This window comes from Tateyamaria sp. GN1-10, assembly GCF_055693845.1.
The window spans coordinates 1,540,354-1,560,246 of the sequence record NZ_JBVFUR010000004.1; the positions used below are offsets into that span (position 1 = coordinate 1,540,354).

At 56.8% G+C, this 19,893-nt stretch carries 13 protein-coding genes and 4 pseudogenes; 8 read left to right on the plus strand and 9 right to left on the minus strand.

Annotated features, from left to right (window positions below; translation table 11 throughout):
• Positions 1 to 11: 11 nt before the first annotated feature.
• The 6 genes and pseudogenes from ACZ1HN_RS09350 to ACZ1HN_RS09375 form a co-directional block, all read right to left on the minus strand.
• A complete protein-coding gene (locus ACZ1HN_RS09350) occupies positions 12 to 8,102 on the minus strand; it encodes a hypothetical protein (RefSeq protein WP_472727294.1) in 8,091 nt (2,696 codons plus the stop codon).
• A 119-nt stretch (positions 8,103 to 8,221) separates the two neighbouring features.
• The gene (locus tag ACZ1HN_RS09355; protein WP_299772807.1) at positions 8,222 to 8,587 is read right to left on the minus strand and encodes a hypothetical protein; all 366 of its coding nucleotides are present in this window, start codon (positions 8,585 to 8,587) and stop codon (positions 8,222 to 8,224) included.
• Positions 8,588 to 8,638: 51 nt separating this feature from the next.
• Positions 8,639 to 8,986, minus strand: coding sequence for a hypothetical protein (locus ACZ1HN_RS09360; RefSeq protein WP_472727295.1), 348 nt, complete (start codon positions 8,984 to 8,986; stop codon positions 8,639 to 8,641).
• A 73-nt stretch (positions 8,987 to 9,059) separates the two neighbouring features.
• Positions 9,060 to 9,488, minus strand: a complete 429-nt coding sequence (locus tag ACZ1HN_RS09365) for a hypothetical protein (RefSeq protein WP_472727296.1) — start codon at positions 9,486 to 9,488, stop codon at positions 9,060 to 9,062.
• 536 nt (positions 9,489 to 10,024) lie between these two features.
• Positions 10,025 to 10,211: pseudogene (locus ACZ1HN_RS09370) on the minus strand (hypothetical protein); the annotation flags it as partial.
• A gap of 335 nt (positions 10,212 to 10,546) precedes the next feature.
• Complete coding sequence (locus tag ACZ1HN_RS09375) at positions 10,547 to 11,461, minus strand: DMT family transporter (protein ID WP_472727297.1); 915 nt, start codon at positions 11,459 to 11,461, stop codon at positions 10,547 to 10,549.
• A 128-nt stretch (positions 11,462 to 11,589) separates the two neighbouring features.
• Between ACZ1HN_RS09375 and ACZ1HN_RS09380 the strand changes: the two are divergent.
• Both ACZ1HN_RS09380 and ACZ1HN_RS09385 read left to right on the plus strand, forming a co-directional pair.
• Positions 11,590 to 11,808, plus strand: a pseudogene (locus ACZ1HN_RS09380) (Ada metal-binding domain-containing protein); the annotation flags it as partial.
• A 66-nt stretch (positions 11,809 to 11,874) separates the two neighbouring features.
• Positions 11,875 to 12,174: a helix-turn-helix domain-containing protein gene (locus tag ACZ1HN_RS09385; protein WP_472729300.1), complete on the plus strand. Its 300-nt coding sequence runs from the start codon at positions 11,875 to 11,877 to the stop codon at positions 12,172 to 12,174.
• Between the two features lie 336 nt (positions 12,175 to 12,510).
• On the opposite strand, the gene ACZ1HN_RS09390 is transcribed toward ACZ1HN_RS09385, so the two are convergent.
• Positions 12,511 to 13,341, minus strand: coding sequence for a GNAT family N-acetyltransferase (locus ACZ1HN_RS09390; protein ID WP_472727298.1), 831 nt, complete (start codon positions 13,339 to 13,341; stop codon positions 12,511 to 12,513).
• The gene (locus ACZ1HN_RS09395; RefSeq protein ID WP_472727299.1) at positions 13,338 to 14,027 is read right to left on the minus strand and encodes a GntR family transcriptional regulator; all 690 of its coding nucleotides are present in this window, start codon (positions 14,025 to 14,027) and stop codon (positions 13,338 to 13,340) included. Before ACZ1HN_RS09395 ends, ACZ1HN_RS09390 begins: the two co-directional genes overlap by 4 nt.
• A gap of 223 nt (positions 14,028 to 14,250) precedes the next feature.
• Between ACZ1HN_RS09395 and ACZ1HN_RS09400 the strand changes: the two genes are divergently transcribed.
• The 6 genes and pseudogenes from ACZ1HN_RS09400 to ACZ1HN_RS09425 form a co-directional block, all read left to right on the plus strand.
• On the plus strand, positions 14,251 to 15,234 hold the full coding sequence (locus tag ACZ1HN_RS09400) for an ABC transporter ATP-binding protein (RefSeq protein ID WP_472727300.1): 984 nt from the start codon (positions 14,251 to 14,253) through the stop codon (positions 15,232 to 15,234).
• 34 nt (positions 15,235 to 15,268) lie between these two features.
• Positions 15,269 to 16,533 (plus strand): annotated as a pseudogene (locus tag ACZ1HN_RS09405) (ABC transporter substrate-binding protein).
• 152 nt (positions 16,534 to 16,685) lie between these two features.
• The gene (locus tag ACZ1HN_RS09410) at positions 16,686 to 17,453 is read left to right on the plus strand and encodes an ABC transporter permease (RefSeq protein ID WP_472729301.1); all 768 of its coding nucleotides are present in this window, start codon (positions 16,686 to 16,688) and stop codon (positions 17,451 to 17,453) included.
• Positions 17,454 to 17,455: 2 nt separating this feature from the next.
• Entirely contained in the window at positions 17,456 to 18,295 is an 840-nt protein-coding gene (locus ACZ1HN_RS09415) for an ABC transporter permease (protein ID WP_299705587.1), read from the plus strand.
• A complete protein-coding gene (locus tag ACZ1HN_RS09420) occupies positions 18,295 to 18,936 on the plus strand; it encodes an aspartate/glutamate racemase family protein (protein ID WP_472727301.1) in 642 nt (213 codons plus the stop codon). Before ACZ1HN_RS09415 ends, ACZ1HN_RS09420 begins: the two co-directional genes overlap by 1 nt.
• A 92-nt stretch (positions 18,937 to 19,028) precedes the next feature.
• A pseudogene (locus ACZ1HN_RS09425) lies at positions 19,029 to 19,296 on the plus strand (hypothetical protein); the annotation flags it as partial.
• Positions 19,297 to 19,395: 99 nt separating this feature from the next.
• On the opposite strand, the gene ACZ1HN_RS09430 reads toward ACZ1HN_RS09425, so the two are convergent.
• On the minus strand, positions 19,396 to 19,824 hold the full coding sequence (locus ACZ1HN_RS09430) for a VOC family protein (RefSeq protein WP_472727302.1): 429 nt from the start codon (positions 19,822 to 19,824) through the stop codon (positions 19,396 to 19,398).
• Between the last annotated feature and the right edge of the window lie 69 nt (positions 19,825 to 19,893).

A 19,893-nucleotide genomic window follows, 5' to 3' on the forward strand; every position in this document is an offset into this window, starting at 1 on the left:
GTCCCGCGTGATCAGCTGACGGCTGAGGGGGGCGGTGCATAGAAGATCGGCTCGGGTTTGCCATCTTCGCCTTTGACGATCTCGACCTCTGTGCCCACGCCCTTGCCCCAGCGCTGCAACCAAATGCTGCGGCGGCCAAAGCGTTGGCTGGTGATATCGCTGTTCTGTCCCGTGGCAACCTTGACCACGCCAACCTTGTCATCGAACGGATAATACGCCGTCTCGAACTTGTCGGCGAACGTCGTCAGGCCCGAGGGATCGTTCTTTTCGCCCGTGTCCTCCACCGGCTGCATCGGAGAGGTGACCATGCGGACCTCAGGTGCTTTGTCGGCAATGTCATCAGGCACATCGGCCCGTTGAAGCACCAGGCTGACCACCAGCTCCTGCAAGTCACCCGCCCAGTTTGCAGGCTGTGATTTGTCGAGCGGCATGGCCAACGTAATGGCCGCAGGTGCCTCACCGATACCGCCTGCCCGTAGCCAGTCCAGCAGAGGCGTTATGTAACCCACGAGGCCCGAGATCACGCTGCCTCCTGACGTCAGCACGCCCAAAGGTGCATCCGCCAGCGTACCGCCGGTATCCACCGCAGCGCTGGTGTTTGGCTGATCGGTCAATTGTTCGTAGATCTTGGCATATTGGTCGGTTGTGACCTGCAATTGATCTGCATTCACCTTGCCTTCGGCATCCTGGATCGTCGACGGATCGAACGACATGCGCAGTTCCAACTGTACGCCACCCTTGTCTTCGACCGCGTAATACACCTGCGTGCCCGACCAATCGGCCAACCCCATCAGATCGTCGTTGTAAACGACCTTCAGATCCGTGGTGGCCATCAGCGATGCAGGGACCGAATTTCCGAACACGTCCTCGATCGAGATGCGCACTGTGAACGTATCGTTGATCGCGCCATAGCGGTTGTCGCTTCCCACCGGCGTCGCCGTTTCGAACGCCTTGGAATAGATCCACGTGACGGCGTCGGCACCGGCACCGCTTTCGTCATTGGCATTGATCGGACGGCTCCAGTTCTCATTGGGCTGATCAGTGCCATTGATCTTTTCGATGCGGTAGCTGACCATCTGGTACAGCCCCTGCAGAAAGTCACCGCTGCCTGCATCTGCCTCGTCTGGTGCGTTGTCCCAAGTGATCGACCACCCGACTGAACCGCCAGCATAGGCAGCAGCATATCCCTGGACTGGAGTGCCGTCCGAGTCTTCGGCCAACGTGCTGAAGATCGCCTTGCCCTTGTCGGGCGCCGATCCGATCAACGCGTTTTGGTAGGGTGCTGCACGTGTGATCGACCCTTTGGTGCCGAATTGCACCACCAACGCCAGATCAGCCGGACCGTTCTGGAATATGTTCAGATCAAGCCCTTCGACTTGCAGGTAGAAACCCGACGAATGCACGACGGACACTTCCCATGTCAGGCGCAGGAACCGGGCAAGTTGCACACCACCTTCACCTGGTTTCGCCCAGTTTAGGCTGGGGGTCGGTTCGGCATCCGTGCCCGCATTGGCTTCGGCCACCGCGTTGGCGGCGGCCACCCCCGCAGGTGTGCTGACGGTCGACAGATCGGTGCGCACCAATACGCGGGGTGTCTTGGAAGACGCCCAGTTGCCCCGGCTTTCGCTCACCAACAAGTCGATAGAGTTCACCGACTCGTTGCCTGCGTCAATCTCGTCCAGCAGGGCCTGCAACATCGCGCGGTTGGCTTCGTCCGTACCCAACAACGAGAACGTGTCGGTCAGGATTGCGCCCGGCTCAACCGCATCCGGATCGGGGATCGAGGCCAATCGGATCGGCAGGACCAGGGCGCTGTCCGCCTCCCAGGGCGTGCCGCCACTTGAAAGGTCAGTCTGCTGATCGGCATCTGATTCACCACCAAACAGCTGGTTGACCAGCCACGGACCTGTGGTTGCGCCCGTGTCCTTGCGCCAATCCCGCACCGCTTGCACAACATCCTCGGACAATGTGTTGATGATGTAGTCGTCATCCCCGTCGGACCAGCTGTTGATGTTGTTCATCGGGAAAATCAGCGGTTTTTCGACCAGTGCGCGCAATGGTCCCACGGTCCACGGCGGCGTGGCCGGGCCCGTGTTGTGCACCATGGATGGATCAAGGCTGGATGTGGCATCATCCGCGACCTTGATCCACTCGGGCGTGTCGGCGGTGGTGGTCAACTTTGCCCCCAACACCCACGCATCATCCGCTTTGACCAGCGCGAATTGCTGCCCCGTCAGGACATACAGCGCCTCCAGCTTGCTGGTGTCATTGGGATCAGGCAGACGCACACCGCCCATCAGGAAACGCGACACAAAGCCGCCCAGATCGTCAATGCTGATTTCGCTCAACGCGGTGTCGAGATCTGGCGCACCGGTCTCGATCAGCAATTCAATGACCTGCTGACCCAGCAGGTTGAAATATTCGTCGAATACCAGCGCGGCAGTCGATTCCTCCACCATCTCAGCGGCTTGCAGACTGTCACCACCGCCAAAATACGCCGCGACAATGTCGGTGTAGTTCGACGGCAAGCGCAGGTGGCCGAAACTGGCGATGGCGCTGCGCAGCGAGGCGTTCATCACCTTGCCGCCATTGTACTCGAGGCCAAGGCTGTCGGGCATGGCCATCGACACAACGGCGGTGTCAGCCGTGAATGTGGTCTTCCCGATGTTGAAGATGAACGTATCGGACAGCGCCTTCAGAATGGCTTCGCGGTCGAATTCACCGTTTTGCAACGCTGCTTCGGTTGCTGCCAACTGTTCCTGGAACGTGGTCGCGGATCCGCTGTAATTGTGCACCAGCCAGCTGGACAATTCCGACGCAAGAACGCCAAACGGACTGCCCAGAGTACCGGATTCCAGGACCAGAGTGGCGACGCCCTGTGGCGCCCAGTTTTCTGTCGAATCCCCGGTCGCAATGGCTGTCGGTTGCAGGACAAAGCCCACAGTGATCGGGGTCTTGTCTTCGACAAGCCGCGTGTGGATGCCGTGGGACGACCGCGCCCATGGGGCGCTGGCTGGCCTTGCCATGGCCTCCAGGAGGATATCCGCCTCGAGCGGTCGGCCAGAATTCACGGCCGTGGGCGTTGGTCCACTGAGTTTCGCAACCGCAGACCCGCTGCCGATCACCGTGTCGATCAGGTCCAGCTTGGCGGTAAACGAGAACGATATCTTGACGAACACGATCTTGATCGACGCCTTGGCAACCACTTCGGCTGTCAATTTCAATGGCGACGAATGCGCGGTCTCAATCGCGAATGCGACGGTCAATGAAATGGTCAGCGACACGTCCACCGCGATGATCTTGAAATCGACCTTGCCGAACACGTTGCCGGTCAGCGACAGGCTGACACCCCACCACCAGTAGTCGACACCGGTCTGTGTCATCTTGCCATCGAACGAGGCAAGGAACCCTTCGATTGTGCAGCCCAGCATCAGGCTCGCTCCGGCCTTCAGCGGGCCTTTTTCGAACTCCTTGCCGACGCCTCCTGCAATCCCCAAACCAAAGGTCCAGATCAGATTGAATTCGGTCCCGAACTGGTCAGGCGCGGCGGCGCTGCTGAGTTTGCCCAGGTAGAACCCGGCCTTGACGATCAGGGGCAACGGGCCTGCCTGGAACTGGACCGTGATCGGATGTGCCGTTGTCCCGGTGAAAGGCCAGCCGATGGCAAACCGCCAATCGCCATTGGTCCAGATCGAAATGCTGAAATTCGGAAGCGACAGCATCACGGGACCCAGCGGGATGGTGCCCAGATCCAGATAAATATCGGCGGAATAAACACCGACTTCATCGCTCACTTTTCGGTAGATGATGGTAAAGGTAAAGCCTTTGACCTTGCCTAGGAATCCACCTTCGTCCTTGTCGTCACCGTCCTTGTCATCGTCGGCCATCACGGCGTTGCCGTCGCTGGCAACCAGCCCCTTGCCGTTGCCGTTTTTGCCGCCGCCACCGTCAGGCTCTTTCTTTTCCGGCGGGGTGATGTTGATCTGCAATCCATAAAAGCTGGAATCGATCAGGACCGTTGTCAGTTTGAGGCTTTGGTATTTGAACTGAAGCGCAAAGGCGATGCCTGCGTCCGAATTGTAGAGATCGAGATTGGCAAAGATCAGACGCGCCACCTGTTCGACCGTCTTGTCGGTCATCAGATTCAACTGATTGAATACGTCGGTGATCACGTTTGGATTGGTCGGGTCGGTCTTGATCTCGAACGACCGGCCCAGATACCCCTGCGGCACATCCACCAGCGTCACGCTGATCGTTGGCCCGTTCCAGTCTGTGTCGGTGGATTTACCAATCCAGAACAGTGAGTTGCGACCGCCAGGATCGCCGGGCGCGCCAAAAATGCCAAGATCCTTGGGCCCAACCCCATAGCTAAGGAAGAAATTCAGCAACATCGACTGAAAATGCATGAACCGCAGCATTGAAACATAAGTCGTCTCGCCAAACTCGAACCGGTCGAGTTGCACGTATTCAAAGTCCGAAGCAATGACGCCTTCGAACATGAACCCTTTGGGCCCAGAAATTTCTGGCGGCAGGCGCAGGATCACGCCCACCTGCTTTTCCGGGTCCGTGGCGTCCGGGTCCCAGCCGATCAACAGTGTCGCGGTCAGGTCAGTTTTGAACGATGCCAACATGCCGAACGTGCCCAGCGGCACTTCGAATTGAAGGCTGTAGCGCGGGGCGCCAGTGTTGGTCCCGCTGCCCGTCTTGACCTGCCACTCTCCAATTTCGGATGGGGTCAGTCCGTCGGGGGATGGCAAAACGGCCTCGATGATACCGGGGAACGTGCGCTCGAAACTGTAATCCCGCGCCTCGCTGAGCATTTGGTCAACCTTGACGCCGGTCAGGTTGGTTGGGATTCCGTCAATCAAATCGGCGGTGTTGTCGGCCTTGATGCAGGTCGTCATGTCAAAGCTGTAACCAGTGATCGCCAAACCTTTGGTCGGAACGTTGTCGGCAACCTCGCCATACGAGAACAGATCGCCCGCGATCCCGTCCTTGAATGCCAGCAGTCCGCTGATCCGGAAGGCGGACGCGGCGATCACTTCGCAATCACCGGTCCCATCACGCCGTGTGACCGGGACCAGAGTCGCCTCGGTTATCGATTGGGCCACAAGTGCGGTGAATTTGTCGCCCGTGTCGTCATAGACGAAACTGCGCTCGTCCTGGGTCGAGAACAACAGCGATCCGGTGCCATCCTCGAACAAGGTATAAACGCCGTCGATGACAATGGTGCCATATTCCGGATAATCCAGCGATGGCCCCGGTTGCAGGGTTACGCTGCTCCCGAACAACTCCTTGATGCTGAACGCAATCTGAGAGTCGAACACCGCCAATTTGCTGTTGGCGTATTGCACGTTCAACAGCAACACCCGGAAATCCGGGAACTCGGTCGGCGGCGAGGCGGGGATGGTGTAAGGCGGATTAAGCTTCGAGGCGTCGTAGTTGATGACCGAAAACAGCGAGCTGTGTTCGACCGACGCGGCGCTGTCCTTGTCCTCGACCCGGTTGATCGTGATGCCAAAGTGATGCGCCAACAGCTGCCCTTTGATCCCGCCCAGCAGGATCTGAATGTCCAGCGGCAGCTCGTCATAATTGAGCGGGCAGTTGAAAATCAGGATGCCGTTCCAATTGGGGTCATCAATCGTCTGGCGGAAGGCCGCGAACAGGTCGCCTCCTTCGTCGGCTGCCTTCAAATAAGTCAGCAGCCGGGTCTGAACATCTGATTTCGTCGCACCATCTGCGATCAACGTGGTCCAGGTGTTGTCATCCTCGATCAGGGCGCGTGCCGAGACACCAGGCACAAACTTGAAGATCGCAACAGCCTGATTGTCGGCATTGCCCATTTGGACATCAAAGGTGAAATCCCCGAGCTTGATGTTCTTGTCGGGAAACGGTTCGAACGCGCTCTGATCTGTCGCCACCATGAAAAGGCTGTCGTTCAGCACAGTGTTTGAAAAGGTCGGGTTGACCACGCCATTGCTGCCCTCGTTCGAGGTCAGTTGCAGGAACTGGTCCGGGTTCTGCGGGCTGCGTGCAAGGATCAGGTTCTTTATTGTTCCCGCGGGCGGCGTGCCACCGTTGACGGGGTTCAGCTCCACCAACAGGCCCAATGGCGTGCGCGCAAAGCCGCCGTCAAAGGCCAGGTTGGTGGACGTATCAAAAAAGATCGGACCGTAATCGACGCTGAAATAGGGTTGCAAGGTGTCCCGCCGATCCGGCGAGACCACCTGTCGTTCAATCGCCGAAAGCTCTTCGGCGGACAGGTCTGCGTTGGGGTTCACAATCCCTTCGTCATCGTCAGAGTAGAACACCCCGCCATAGGGCAGCATGGGAAAGGCCACGTCTTCGTTGGCCTGTTCGAATTGCAGCAGGCTTGCCCCCACCGCAATCGGAAACTCGTATCGCGCCTTGGCTGCGTCCAACTCACGTCCGAAGTAAGTCGACGATGACGCCTGCGCACAATAGCTGGTGTTGACCACTTCGACGTCGTCAGCAGCTTCGACTGCGGATTGCTTGAGTACGCGTATCCAGCTTGTGGTCAACGCGCCGTCCAACGTGGTGGGCGTGCCATCCTGCGGATCGTAGGATTTGGCAAAGGCTGGTTTGCCCGATTCAAACAACAACCGGTCACCGGGTTCGACCAAAACATACTCGGTTCCTGCCAGCCCGCTGCGGATCTGGACGCGTTCTTCTGCTGTCAGACCATCCCCGGGGGCTACTTCGAACTCACCTACCGGGCAAAGGTACCGGTCGCTTTCTTCTGTCCCGGTGTTCTTGGCAAAGGCGAAGCCGCCGGTCAGATCTTGGGTCTTGGGGGCCGCTGGAGAGATCGAAACAGGCGCATTGGTCGTGCTGGACAAATATTGCGAGGTCAGCGCATTGGGTTCGCCCAGATCAAGGGCCATGCGTGTGCGCAGGTCGTTCAGTGGTGAAAGCGGTTGCAGATAAACGTTGAAAAACAAATCTTTGACTCTGATCGGCCCCGGATCAGATGCAGGCGTGAACAGTGGGTATTGCGCCGCGTCAGCGCCTGTCGCGTCAGGGCCATAGAACACGCGCTGCAAACCCGCGTATTGCTGGCCCAACTCGTAATGACTCCAATCCCAGGCAAAGGTCAGCGTGCCGCGGTGATTGCCGGATAAGGGCAGCACCACTTGCGTTGGACGTGTGCCGACAGGCTGGGGTAAGTCGTTTTCGACGATCTGCACCTGAATGCTTTCTTCGCCTGATGCCTTGTCGAACTTGATGGCCGGTGCATCGATATCGAGCGAAATGCGCGTGTTACGCCGCAAGTCCAGCTGCCATGTCCCGATTTGCAACGTCGCGTTTGTCGGCACTGCATAAGCGGTCGACGACGCGACAATGTCATAAGTGTTTGCATCGTGACGCCAGGCGATGCGGGAAAACGTGGTGGGTTCCTTGGTCAGAACGCCGTTCAACTCGGCCAGCAGATCATTGGGGTCAACGTCTTCGTCAGAAAAGACATAGGCACCCGTCCTGTCATAGCTTTCGGGTAAGGTCAGCGTATCCGTCGTGCTTTGGCCTTCGAACAGATAGTAATAGGTCAACGCGATATTGCCGCCGCCGGACCCGTTGTTGCTGGCAACATACAAGGTCGCTGTGTCATCGGCCGCGGCCCGCGCGAAACTGATGTCATCGCCACTTTCATGCGGAACAACTGCTGGGGCCGTGCGGGTTGTGAACAGCGCAGCGTCCGGTTCGTGCTCCTCCATCGCGGCCATCGCGACCGTTTTTTCCTCGTCGAACAGGATTACGCTGATCTCAAACCCGTCCGTTGTCACCGTGTTGCGTGGCTGAAGAGCGTTGTCGAAAACAATGATCTGGACATCCAGAACCGTTTTGACTTCGTGGCCGACATAGATTTCATATTTGATCGTCGGGCCGTTTTTGATATTGACCACCAACTCGTTGGACCCGGTGCCCAGAACATCCGCCGCCGGGGTTGCGGACCACCCGTATTCGGTGGTCATATCCAGTTGCGCGTTCTGCAGGTCCAACCCCTTGATCGAGCGTTTCCCGCCCTGGTTCAGAACCAGTTCGATATCGCTGATCGAGCCATTCAGGAAATATGCGTTCGCCATAGCTCAACACCCCCCAGAAGTGTGCGCGGTATAGGGATAACGCCCGACCGGAAAACCGGCCGGTCGGACATCTTATGATTGTAGATCATGTCAGGCGGCGGCAGCGCCGCCTTGACAGGTTAGCCGTCTCGCTTGTCGACCAAGGTGATCGTGATGCCCGAACTGTCGCCGGTGGCGTCTTCACCGACGATCGTGTCCTCGAACATGAAGAAATACAGATCCAGCACGGTCGAGACCTTGGATGTAATGGTGTAGCGACGGGTCTTTGCTTTTTGCTCGGACACGAACAAAACCTCGTTGTCGTGTGTATCCCCGCCAAACACGTTTGGGCTGGGACGGGCCTCGATTTTTGCCGCCCATGCGGGGCCTGAAACCGCTGTCCCGTCGGTATTCACCGAAACCGCTGCCAACGGGTTCTGTGCACCTGTGTTCAGTGTCACCTTCACATCAGTGGGGCTTGCATTGATAAAATACGCTTTTGCCATTTCTGGACTTCCTCCTGGTTGAAAAAAATCTGATCTGCGTGAGTGGTTCCTTCAGGACGGGTAAATCTTTTGACCCAGTTGTATTTCGAGCTGCGAAAACACCACATAATCGGGGAATATCCATAACAGCATTTCGATGTTCGGTGCTGCGTCCGCCGGATCGGTAAGGTCGTTGTACAATTGCGATCCCGAACTTCCTTCGGACTGCACAACCAACGTGTTGTGCCGCCCCCAGACCCCGGGCGCAGGCTCGCTTGCCGGTTCGCGACGGACCGTCAGGGAATTCGGGATGTAGTTATACTTGGCCTGGCTGTGCGCGAGCGGTGCCAAGGCCTTGGTGTTCAACGTGGACGTCATCTTGTCCGCTTGCCAATTTATTGTGCGCAGGTTCGAAGCCATCTGCTCCCTCCTGTCGTGGCAGCATCAATGCAGTTCGGGGGGGACGCCTTTCTGGCCGTGCAGTGTGTGCCCGTTACGTGCGCCACTGGTCGGAGCTGAATGCATTCAGCGATTGGATGCGCATCTTGCGCGTCAAATCCTGGTTCCATGGAACGATGGTAATGCCCGAACTGTCGCCGGTCATGTCCGCGCCGGTGATCGCGCCGTCTCGAATGTAGAAATACAAATCCAGCACGATCGACACCCTTGATTGTACGTTGAACACCAGTGGAGCGGTGTGTGATTCCATGAACACGGTGATTGCATTGATCTGTTTTTCTCCGCCAAAGATGTTGCGCCCGGCATAGGCTGCAATCGTGGCTGGCCATGAATTGTATTTCACTACAGGCATTTGACGTTTTGTGACGATTTCGAAGCCGGCCAATGGATTGTTTGTCGGGGCTGCGTTCAGGTTGACCGTCATGGAGAGGGGCGTCGCGTTGATGAAATATGCCTTGGCCATAGCCTATTGCGTAGCTGCTTGATCGCGACGTTGAAAGCGTAAGATGGGAGGAGGACACCAATGCACCACCACTCATTTCGGAAAAGCGATCGAATTTAGGTGGCAGGGAATACATCTTCTGAAAGACCTGCAATTTGTGAACAAAACGGAAAATCAATAGTTACTCCCGTTAAGGTAGTATGAAGCTGATCAAAAGTCACTCCCAACAATTTCACCAACGCGCCTATATATTTCTTGACACATTGAAAATAAAGGAAATCTTCAGCTTCGAAAGCATGGCTGCTCTGTGGTTTTGAAGCCAGAATCATGTGAATTCTATGCGGGAAAAAATACACCATAAGTCGATCATGTGGCGAAACGGCTATCTGAGCTCGTATGGAGTGTGAGCTGAGTGCGTACGGGTCAGAATAGTCGATTACACGATTCTGGTTTCTCTATGTGCTGCGCTACCGGCCCGATTTGAATGGGCGGGTCAACCTTTCTTGCCTGTCCGTCATCAAGCACATTGAGACTGTTGGCAGTTTGACTTTGATGAGTCATCGCTCATCTAGTTTCAGCTGAGCCGCTGATTTTGCGTGCTGCAAGCGCCTCAGTCTCATAGTTTTCCTTTTGTCCTTCGCGTTCGAGCAGTATTGCGTGGCCGCGGCCTGTGCAGACGTCGGCGGGTGTCAGGCTACGCAAGCTCTCATGATAGCGCTGATGGTTGTAGTGACCGACGAAGGCACCCGAGCAGCTCAGGGCGTTTGGCTTGCCCAAATCTCCTGAGCCAGGGTGGGAAATCCTCGCGCGTTTTCAGCCAAGCCTCATTGGGGAACTCACCATGCTTCGAAACCGGTCATTCGAGCGGTACGCAGCGAATTCTCACTGAGAACCCATCAAACGATAGGTGACGCGGGAAATCCGCCATCGGTTCTGTCCGCGATAGTCAATAGCCGAAGTCCTCAGTCGTGATGACTTTATAGGCCTTGGTCGTTTTGTGTAGGTTTTCACTTTCTACCCGCCCAACGGAACAAGACAGTCTCAACATCCATAACAGGTGAGAATACATGGCTTTTCTCCTATGGAGCCGTGGATTTCCGGATCGGAATCTTCAACTGACCTGTCACAATTGCGACGCCTACGAAGATCATCACAAGGCCGAGGGTCAGCGTCGGTGAGAGGTCTTCGCCAAGTAAAACGACGCCCAGAACGACGCTGAAGCCGGCCCGCATATAGCTGCCCGCCGTGACGCCCAGTGGTCCGAGTGTGCGTACCAAGCGGAAGTAGATTGTCATGGCGATAGCCGTTGAAAACACGCCCATAGCAACGACCGCTGCGATTGCGGGGGCGGTAGGTGCAAGTCTGAAGGGATCATTGGCCCAGAAAGACACCGGGCCCATCAGAAGCGCTGCGAAAGCCATAGAACATGCGGCGGTCAGAACCGGCGGCTGATCCGAGAACCGTTTCGCGTAGATGGCGGCGACAGCGTAGCTAAAACTGGCACCCGTGACGGCCAGCTGGCCCAGAACCGAATTGCCTTCACCCGCCAAAGCCGCCGGACCCATGATCACAATAACGCCTGCAAAGCCCAACAGAATGCCGGTAATGTGTCGAAAGCCCGCGCTGCGATCTCTCAGCAGAAAGAACCCGATCAGGAAGACGAACAGTGGAGGTGTGGTGTTCAGCAAGCCCGCGAGGCCGCTGTCGATATGCTTTTGGCCCCAGCTAATAAGCGTGAAGGGAAGTGCGCTTTGCAAAATTCCCTGAATGAGCAGCGCACCCCATCGTGAAAGTGATCGCGGAAAAGTAACTCCACTCCAAACGGCGAAAAACACAAGCAAAGCGGCGCCTATGACGAGCCTGCCAAAGACGATGGTCACAGGCGGGATCGTGTCGATGGCGACCTCAACTAGGGTGAATGACGCGCCCCATAGAAAGGACAAGAGAACAAGAAGGGCAAATTCAAAAAAGATGTTGTGGCGTGGTTGAGACATGAGAAACCTTTGAATTTCCCAACGTATCGCTCGTGCTGACGAAACCCGCTGGCTGGAATCGGACGCCATCGCCCGATGGAGTCCGATTCCAGCTAGACCAAGATCACGGGTTTGGGTGAAGATCGGATATGAAAGACCTCTCACCCCGGTTTCCCGATCCTGAAACATGTGACAAAGCACGGCTGGCGCGCGACCCATCTTTTGATGGGCTGTTCTTCTCCGGTGTCAGGTCAACAAAAATCTATTGCCGCCCCGTCTGTCCGGTGCGTCCGGCGAAGTCCGCCAATGTCACCTTCTATCCAACCGCAGCGGCAGCAGAGCGCGCAGGATTTCGGTCCTGCTTGCGTTGTCGCCCCGAAACAGCACCCGGCAGCCCTGCGTGGAGAGGCACCGCGACAACGGTGGGCCGTGCCATGCGGCTCATTGAAGATGGCTTTCTGGACGCTCGAACTGTGGACGAGCTGGCGGCATCTCTCGGAATCGGCTCCCGGCATCTATCGCGTCTGTTCACCAAACATGCGGGAGCCAGCCCATCGCAGTTTGCAGCAACCGTCAGAGTGCAGCGGGCAAAACGTATGATTGACGCCGGTGACTTGGCTCTTTCAGAGATCGCATTTGCAGCGGGCTTCCAGAGCGTCCGGCGCTTCAATGATGTGTTTAAGACGCTCTATGGACGGTCGCCGTCTTCGTTGCGTCGGAAAGCGAAGGTCTGAAGCGCACATCATTGCGGCCATTGGTCCAACGGCAGCAAAGTCCGCGACCTGTAAATTGCCCCTGTGAACTTCGCTGCGAACGTCGCGAATGGCCGCATTTCTTGCTGCCAGGCGGCATCTGGTTCTGTGCATGTGCAGCATCAGACCGCGAAGCCCGTAGCGCTCAGATGAGGACGGCCCCAAGTGGTCACTCGGCTGTCTAATCGAATGCTGCACTTGCAGCCTGCATAGCCGACAATCACCGCATTCTCAAAAGCACAGCGAGGCGGCAAGATGGTCGTGCGGGACGAAAACCGCCAAGACTGGTCAGCTTTCCAATGTCTGGTTTGTTACGCCTCAGCCAAGCTCAAGGCTTGTAACCGCGTAAGTTGGGTGGTTCCTGGCTGGAGAAGACCCGCGATACATACGCGCTGTTTTGAAACCGGCCTCCAACCCGAAACGTTCGCAAAGGTCAGCCAAGCCTGCTGATGTCTCAGGAACGTCCAAGGTCACAGGCCCATCAAACGTTGTCGCTGCGTGCGCAATCAACCTGTACCCCATCTCGGTATCTGCGGCGACCAAAGGACCGATCTTTGCCCCCGACCTGCAGGAACGCACCGTGCAAAAGCCGCCGATAACGCCTTTATCCTCAAGGACAATAGTGGTTCGGGTCGAGGCACCGGAAAACCATGCCTGCAGGTAGGTGGGTTTTGCCACGCCCGAGGCCTCGGCCTCCATCTGGATCAAGGCCGGGATGTCATCAGAGCGTATGCGGCGAATGTCCGGATCGTGCTGCCCAGGTAAATGACCTGTAAAACGTGTGGTGCCGCCTGCATGTACAAATCCCGATGCGCGGTAATTCTGTTGCTGTGCCTCTACCCCGTCCAGTCCGACCGTCCGGTGCTGTGCATGCTGCATCGCATGCGCCCAAAGGCCAAACCCGATGCCGCGCCCGCGATAGGCTGGACGTACGATGTAAAGACCGAGAAATGCAAAATCGGGCGTATGATTGACGACCGAGATTGCAGCAATCGGAGTATCGTCCCGGTCAACAGCCACAAAAAACCCATCCCGGTCCGCTGCGAAAAAGGCCTCCGCATCATCCAGACCGGGGTTCCAGCCTTCATCCCCGGCCCAATCCAGGATCAGCTTCAACTCTGGCAGTGTTGCTGTGCGATACTCAATCATCGCCGGAGTGCGTCCTTTAACGAGGTTGTGGCTGCTTCACGCTCGCGCAGATCAAGTTGCGAGAAGATATCGAGCAAATGCCCCTTCATTAGCTCTTCGGCATTATCACCGTCACCCTTGCGCAAAGCATCTACAAGGGCGTGGTGCGCATTGCTTTCGCAAAGCGCATTCCGACGCCGCCAATACAAGGCAATGACCAGAGACGAGCGGGACACCAACTGTCGCAAGAATTGTTCGATGGTCTGCTGATCAGCCATGCGCGCGATCTCGAGATGAAAGTCGCCAGACAGCTTCAACGCGAGCCCTGCCTCGCCACGGTCGAGCGCCGCGTGCTCCTGTTCGACATGGTGCTCAAGCAGTACGATATCTTCGGCATTGGCGCGATCCGCTGCGGCACGCGCCGTACTTGGTTCAATTAATGCACGCGCTTGAAAGACCTCTCGCGCTTCTTTCAGCGTGGGTTTCGACACAAAGGCGCCCCTGTTCTTTTCAATTGTGAGCAGGCCCTCGAATTCCATCGAGCGCAAGGCCTGCCGCACAATGGTACGGCTGACACCAAATATCTCGCAGACCTCATCTTCACGCAGCTTCGCACCGGGTTGCAGGCGGTGTTCGTGAACGGCCTCAGTCAATTGACCAACGATTTCCTCAACGGTTGCGGGCTTGGGCTCAGTTAAAAGCGGCATTCAGCACCCCCTTGTCGCAACCTGCACAGCGGGCAGAGGGTGCTCAAGACCTCACACAAAACGAATCCGGATTGTATACAATTTTTGCCTGAATTTTGCACAATGCTCGCACCAATTGGTCGATTTCGGGCAACTCGCCATTTCTGAGCTTGGCAAAGGTCTGATTCAACTTGGTCGAACCAAATTTCATCGGCCAGCGTGGTCTCACGACCTTGGGGGTACGATGAGCCAGAAGCTGGACCTTGAACTAATCAGCCTGACAAAACGCTATGGGGCGACTGTTGCCGTTGACGCGATCAGTTACCACTTCAACGCAGGCACATATGCTTGTCTTTTGGGGCCGTCCGGTTGCGGGAAATCCTCGACCTTGCGGATGATCGCAGGTCACGAAAACGTCTCGGATGGGTCAATCACCCTCGGCGGGCGAGACATTTCGCACTTGCCACCCGCCAAACGCGGCACTGCGATGATGTTTCAAAACTACGCGCTGTTCCCGCATCTCAGCGTATTGGACAACGTCGCCTTCAGCCTACGCATGCAAGGCGTCGAGACCGCGGCGCGACATGCCGGGGCGAAAGAGATGCTGGAACTGGTCGATATGACTGCTTTGGCAGACCGCCTTCCCGCACAATTGTCTGGTGGGCAGCAACAACGCGCGGCTCTCGCACGCGCGCTGATCACGAAGCCAGATGTACTGCTGCTGGATGAGCCGCTATCGGCCCTTGATCCATTCTTACGTATTCGCATGCGGGCCGAATTGAAAAAACTCCAGCGCGAACTTGGGATCACCTTTGTTCACGTGACCCACGGCCAGGATGAAGCCTTGGCGCTTGCCGACGAGATTGTCGTGATGAACGACGCAAAGATTGAACAGGCTGGCAAAACACGGTCTGTCTTTGAAGCCCCCAAGTCGGCGTTTGTCGCCCGATTCCTAGGCTCGCACAATGTTGTGTCCATGCCTGACGGCATGGTGGCCATTCGATCTGATGCTTTGCAGGTCACATCTGCGGATACCGCCAAACTGCCCGGCACAATCACCAATATCGAATACCAGGGCACGCATGTCGCACTGACCGCCGTCGTTCGAGGCGAACAAGAGGTCACTGCACTTCTCTCAGACAAGGATTTCTTCGGTGACCCGAAGGATTTGGGAGAGGCCATTGGCCTCGACTGGGAAGCCGAGGCCGCACACGCCTTGGCAAGTTAACGAAACCTAAAACAGGGAAACTGACATGACGACAATTTCAAAAGTACGCTATTCGCGTCGCTCGCTTTTGAAGTCGGGTGGCGCGGCGGTGGCGGCCGCCGCGCTTCCGGCTCCAATGGTATGGGGACAAGAGACGAAAAACATCACCTTGCGTCAGTTTGGCACCGGGGTGTCGAACCTGAATGAGGTGGCCAAAAAGGTCAAGGAAGACCTGGGCTTTACGCTGGAGATGACAGCGCTGGATTCCGACAGCGTGACCCAGCGTGCGGCGACGCAGCCTGACAGCTTTGACATTGCCGACATCGAATACTGGATCTGCAAAAAGGTCTGGCCCACAGGCAACCTGCAGGCGATGGATACGTCCAAGATCGCCAACTACGACAAGATCGTGGGTATCTTCCGCAACGGGAAACTGACCCCGGAAAGCGTGATTGCTCAGGGCACCGCGCCGCACACCGTTGGCTTCACATCCGGCGTCAACGGCACTGACTTTGTGGACGAAGAGTCAGGCTATATGACCCTGATCCCAACGATCTATAACGCTGATACCTTGGGCATCCGCCCCGACCTGATTGGCCGTCCGATCAACAACTGGTCCGAACTGCTGAACCCAGAGTTCGCAGGCAAGGCCTCGATCCTCGACATTTCCTCCATCGGCATCATGGACATGGCCATGGTGGTCGAGTCGATGGGTGAATACACCTACCCTGACAAAGGCAACATGACCAAAGAAGAGATCGACATGACACTCGGTATCTTCACCGAAGCGAAGAAAGCCGGGCAATTCCGGGCCTTCTGGAAGTCGTTCGATGAATCCGTGAACCTGATGGCATCCGGCGAAGTCGTGATTCAATCCATGTGGTCGCCAGCCATCACCGCAGTGCGCAGCCAAGGCATCCCATGCGTTTATCAGCCGCTGGAAGAGGGCTATCGCTCTTGGGGGGTGGTATTGGCCTTTCGGCCTCGTTGTCCGGCATGGAGTTGGATGCGGCCTATGAATACATCAACTGGTACCTCTCCGGCTGGGTTGGCGGCTTCCTGATGCGTCAGGGTTACTATTCCGCTGTGCCTGAAACCTCCAAAACCTTCATGTCTAACGACGAATGGGGCTTCTGGTTCGAGGGCAAAGCGGCCCAGGGCGACATCGCCAACCCATTCGGTGACGTCATGGAAAAAGCCGGCGCCGTGCGCGACGGCGGGTCTTTCTACGACCGCATGGGCGCCGTGGCCTGCTGGAACGCGGTGATGGACGAGAACCAGTACATGGTCCGCAAATGGAACGAGTTCATCGCAGCCTAGGCGATGCTTGCCGGAGAGCTGCGGCCCTCCGGCATCTCCGAGCAACGATAAAGACAACAGAGGCAGGTTTGCGCAACAATTCGGTCATAGGTTGGCTTTTGGCGACCCCGCTGTCGCTTGTGCTGCTCGTCTTTCTGGTCGCGCCCATTGCAATGATCATCGTCGTCAGCTTCTGGGGCGCGACGGAATGGTCGATCTATCCAGCATTCCAATTCGACAATTACCAGTTTCTGCTTACCTCTGACGTCACCTATCGGGTGTTCCTGAACACGTTCAAATACGCGGTCATGACGTGGGTTTTCACCTTGCTGATCGGCTTCACCGTCGCCTACTACCTTGCTTTCCATATCCGCAGCCTGACATGGCAGATCGTGCTGTTCTTGCTCTGCACGATCCCCTTCCTGACCTCGAATATCATTCGCATGATTTCCTGGATCCCGTTTCTGGGCCGCAACGGGATCGCAAATTCAACGCTGGTCTCGATGGGTGTGATCGATGAGCCGCTTGAGTGGCTGCTCTTCAGTGATTTCAGCGTGATCCTCGCCTTCGTGCATCTATACACGCTGTTCATGGTGGTCCCGATCTTCAACACGATGATGCGGATAGACAAATCCCTGATCGAGGCTGCAGCGGATGCGGGGGCCACCGGCTGGCAGACGCTGTGGCACGTGACCATCCCCCTGACCAAACCGGGCATTATGATTGGGACGATCTTCGTCGTGGCGCTGGTAATGGGCGACTTCATCACCGTGCGGTTCATGAGCGGGTCTCAGTCGGCCAATGTAGGCCGGATGATCCAGAACGATATCGGCCTACTGCAATACCCCTCGGCCTCTGCCACCGCTGTGATCCTGCTGATCACGGTGCTGCTTCTCATCGGAACCCTGTTGCGGTTCGTCGATATCAGGAAGGAGCTTTGAGCATGGAGCCACGCCCCAGATCCTTCTACGTTCTCAGCGCCTTCTTCGTCCTGTTTCTGATCTTTCTCTACGGCCCCACGCTGACCATTGGCATCCTATCGTTTCAAGGGGCAGGTGGCGGGCTGACTTTCCCGATGCGCGGGGTCTCACTTCACTGGTTCCGGGACCTCTTCGAGCAACAGGCGGTGGGCGACATTTGGGGATCCTTCTCCCGGTCCTTCATCCTCGGGCTCATGGTGATGGTGACCACAGTTGTGGTCTCAGTCATGGGGGGATTGGCGTTCCGCAAACGCTTTGCCGGGTCCGCGATCCTGTTCTACCTGATCATCACATCACTGGTGATCCCGTCGATCCTCATCTCCCTTGGCGTCGGCCTCATCTGGTCCCAGTCAAGCTTGCCCGTGCATTGGTCGACCTCTGGTTTCGGCGCTCAACTGACCTGGACCTTACCGTTCGGCCTTTTGATCATGTTCGCAGTCTTCAACCGGTTTGACCGCTCCTATGAAGAAGCCGCGCGCGACCTCGGGGCCAGCCCGTGGCAAGTCATCCGCCACGTGGTCTTGCCCATCATCGCGCCTTCACTCATCGGGGTCGCGCTCTTCGGCTTCACCCTGAGCTATGACGAATTTGCGCGGACGCTTCTGACCTCAGGCAGCTACAACACATTACCGCTCGAAATCTTCGGGATGACGACGAACGTAACAACACCCGTGCTTTTTGCCCTTGGCACTCTAACGACGGTGTTCTCGTTGCTTGTCATCGCGACCTTCCTGTTGGTGGTCTGGATTTTGAACCGTCGCCGCGCACAACAAGGGTCTGATGCGGGCCAGGGCATGGTTTGATGGCGATTGTTATTATCAACCCTAACTCCACCACCAGCATGACAGAGGCCATGGTGTCAGTGGCCCAAAGTGCCGCGCCCGATCTGACGTTCGAAGGTTGGACATCAGAAAAAGGATCACCCTCGATACAAGGGCCAGAAGATGGAGAGGCCGCCGCACCGCATCTGCTCGATCTCGTTGATCGCGCGTCCGCCCAAGGTGCGGAGGGGATCATCATCGGGTGTTTTGACGACACGGCTCTCCAAGAGGCGTCACAACGCGTGTCTTGCCCTGTCATCGGGATTGGCCAAGCGTCTTATCACTACGCTGCAATGCGGGGTTGGCGGTTCAGTGTTGTGACAACGCTTGCGGTGTCTGTCCCGGTATTGGAAGCAAATATTCGAAACCAGGGGCTCGGACATGCTGTGGCGAAGGTACGCGCTTCGAATGTCCCAGTTCTGGAACTCGAAGCCGATCCGATGTGCTCTGCGCGAACGATCAAGGAAGAAGCCTTGCGGGCCGAGCAAGACGACGACATCGCCGCAGTCATTCTCGGCTGCGCAGGAATGGTGCAAGTGGTCACAGCGGTGCGTGACGCACTCAAAATCGAAACCATTGATCCAGTCGCGTGCGCCGCGAAGTGTCTGAAATGGATGACTTGAAGTTTGGGCCCTTGATAGCTGTCGTTCCATCTCGTGCCGAAAGTCGTTCGCTGGTTGTGAGAAATATTCGCTGCGGAACCCGGATGCGAATTATGTTCTGCGATACAATGTTCCGTCAACGTCGGGTTGTCGTTGTAGAAGGGCATGGCGGTTCGGAGGACCATCGCGACTTGGCGCTCTTTAACGTGGCAATCGACAGTAGGCTGTGACGTGGTGAAGATGAAAGTCGTCGACGTCATGGCGTCTGGTCAGATCAAAAGGCGAGCGTCGGTGGAAACGTGGATGGGAGACGACCTCATGGTCGGATCTGAGTATCTGTGGCCAGGGCGTTTCCATGAGCGCCTGCATATCTCAACGCGCCATTCCGGACATTCGCCGCGTCTGCTACCTCGTGGAGGTTCCAAACTCACAGATCGCGAACAAAGCTGGCATCTGCCCGCAAGAGTTCGTGTCGGCTCACTAAAATGCGATCGTAACCGACCGCGCGCTACGCCGTGCCTCACCATGGTACACCGTCTCGATGTTGTTTCCGTCGGGGTCGAGCACGAAAGCAGCATAGTAGCCTGGGTGATATGCGCGCTCGCTGGGTGCACCGTTGTCGCGTCCACCATGATCCATGGCTGCACGATAAAACGCATCCACTGTCGCACGGTTCTTTGCCTGGAAGGCAAGGTGGTGACGTCCGGTTAGAACACCAAGAGCCGTTGGGCTTTCAGCCGAGGATACGACGAGTTCGTCAGCCCAGAAATAGTCCTTGTCCGTGCTCACGATGGGGATGTCCAACACCGTCAGAACGGCTGTGTAGAAGTTAAGGCTTGCTTGCAGGTCGCGTACAACAAGCTGGAGGTGGTCGATAAGCCGACCACGATGCAGTTCATTGGTTTCCAAGGACTTTCTCCATATGCGACGAACTTTGAAACGCTCTCGTTGACCGTTGGTTGCGGCGATGACAGTCGA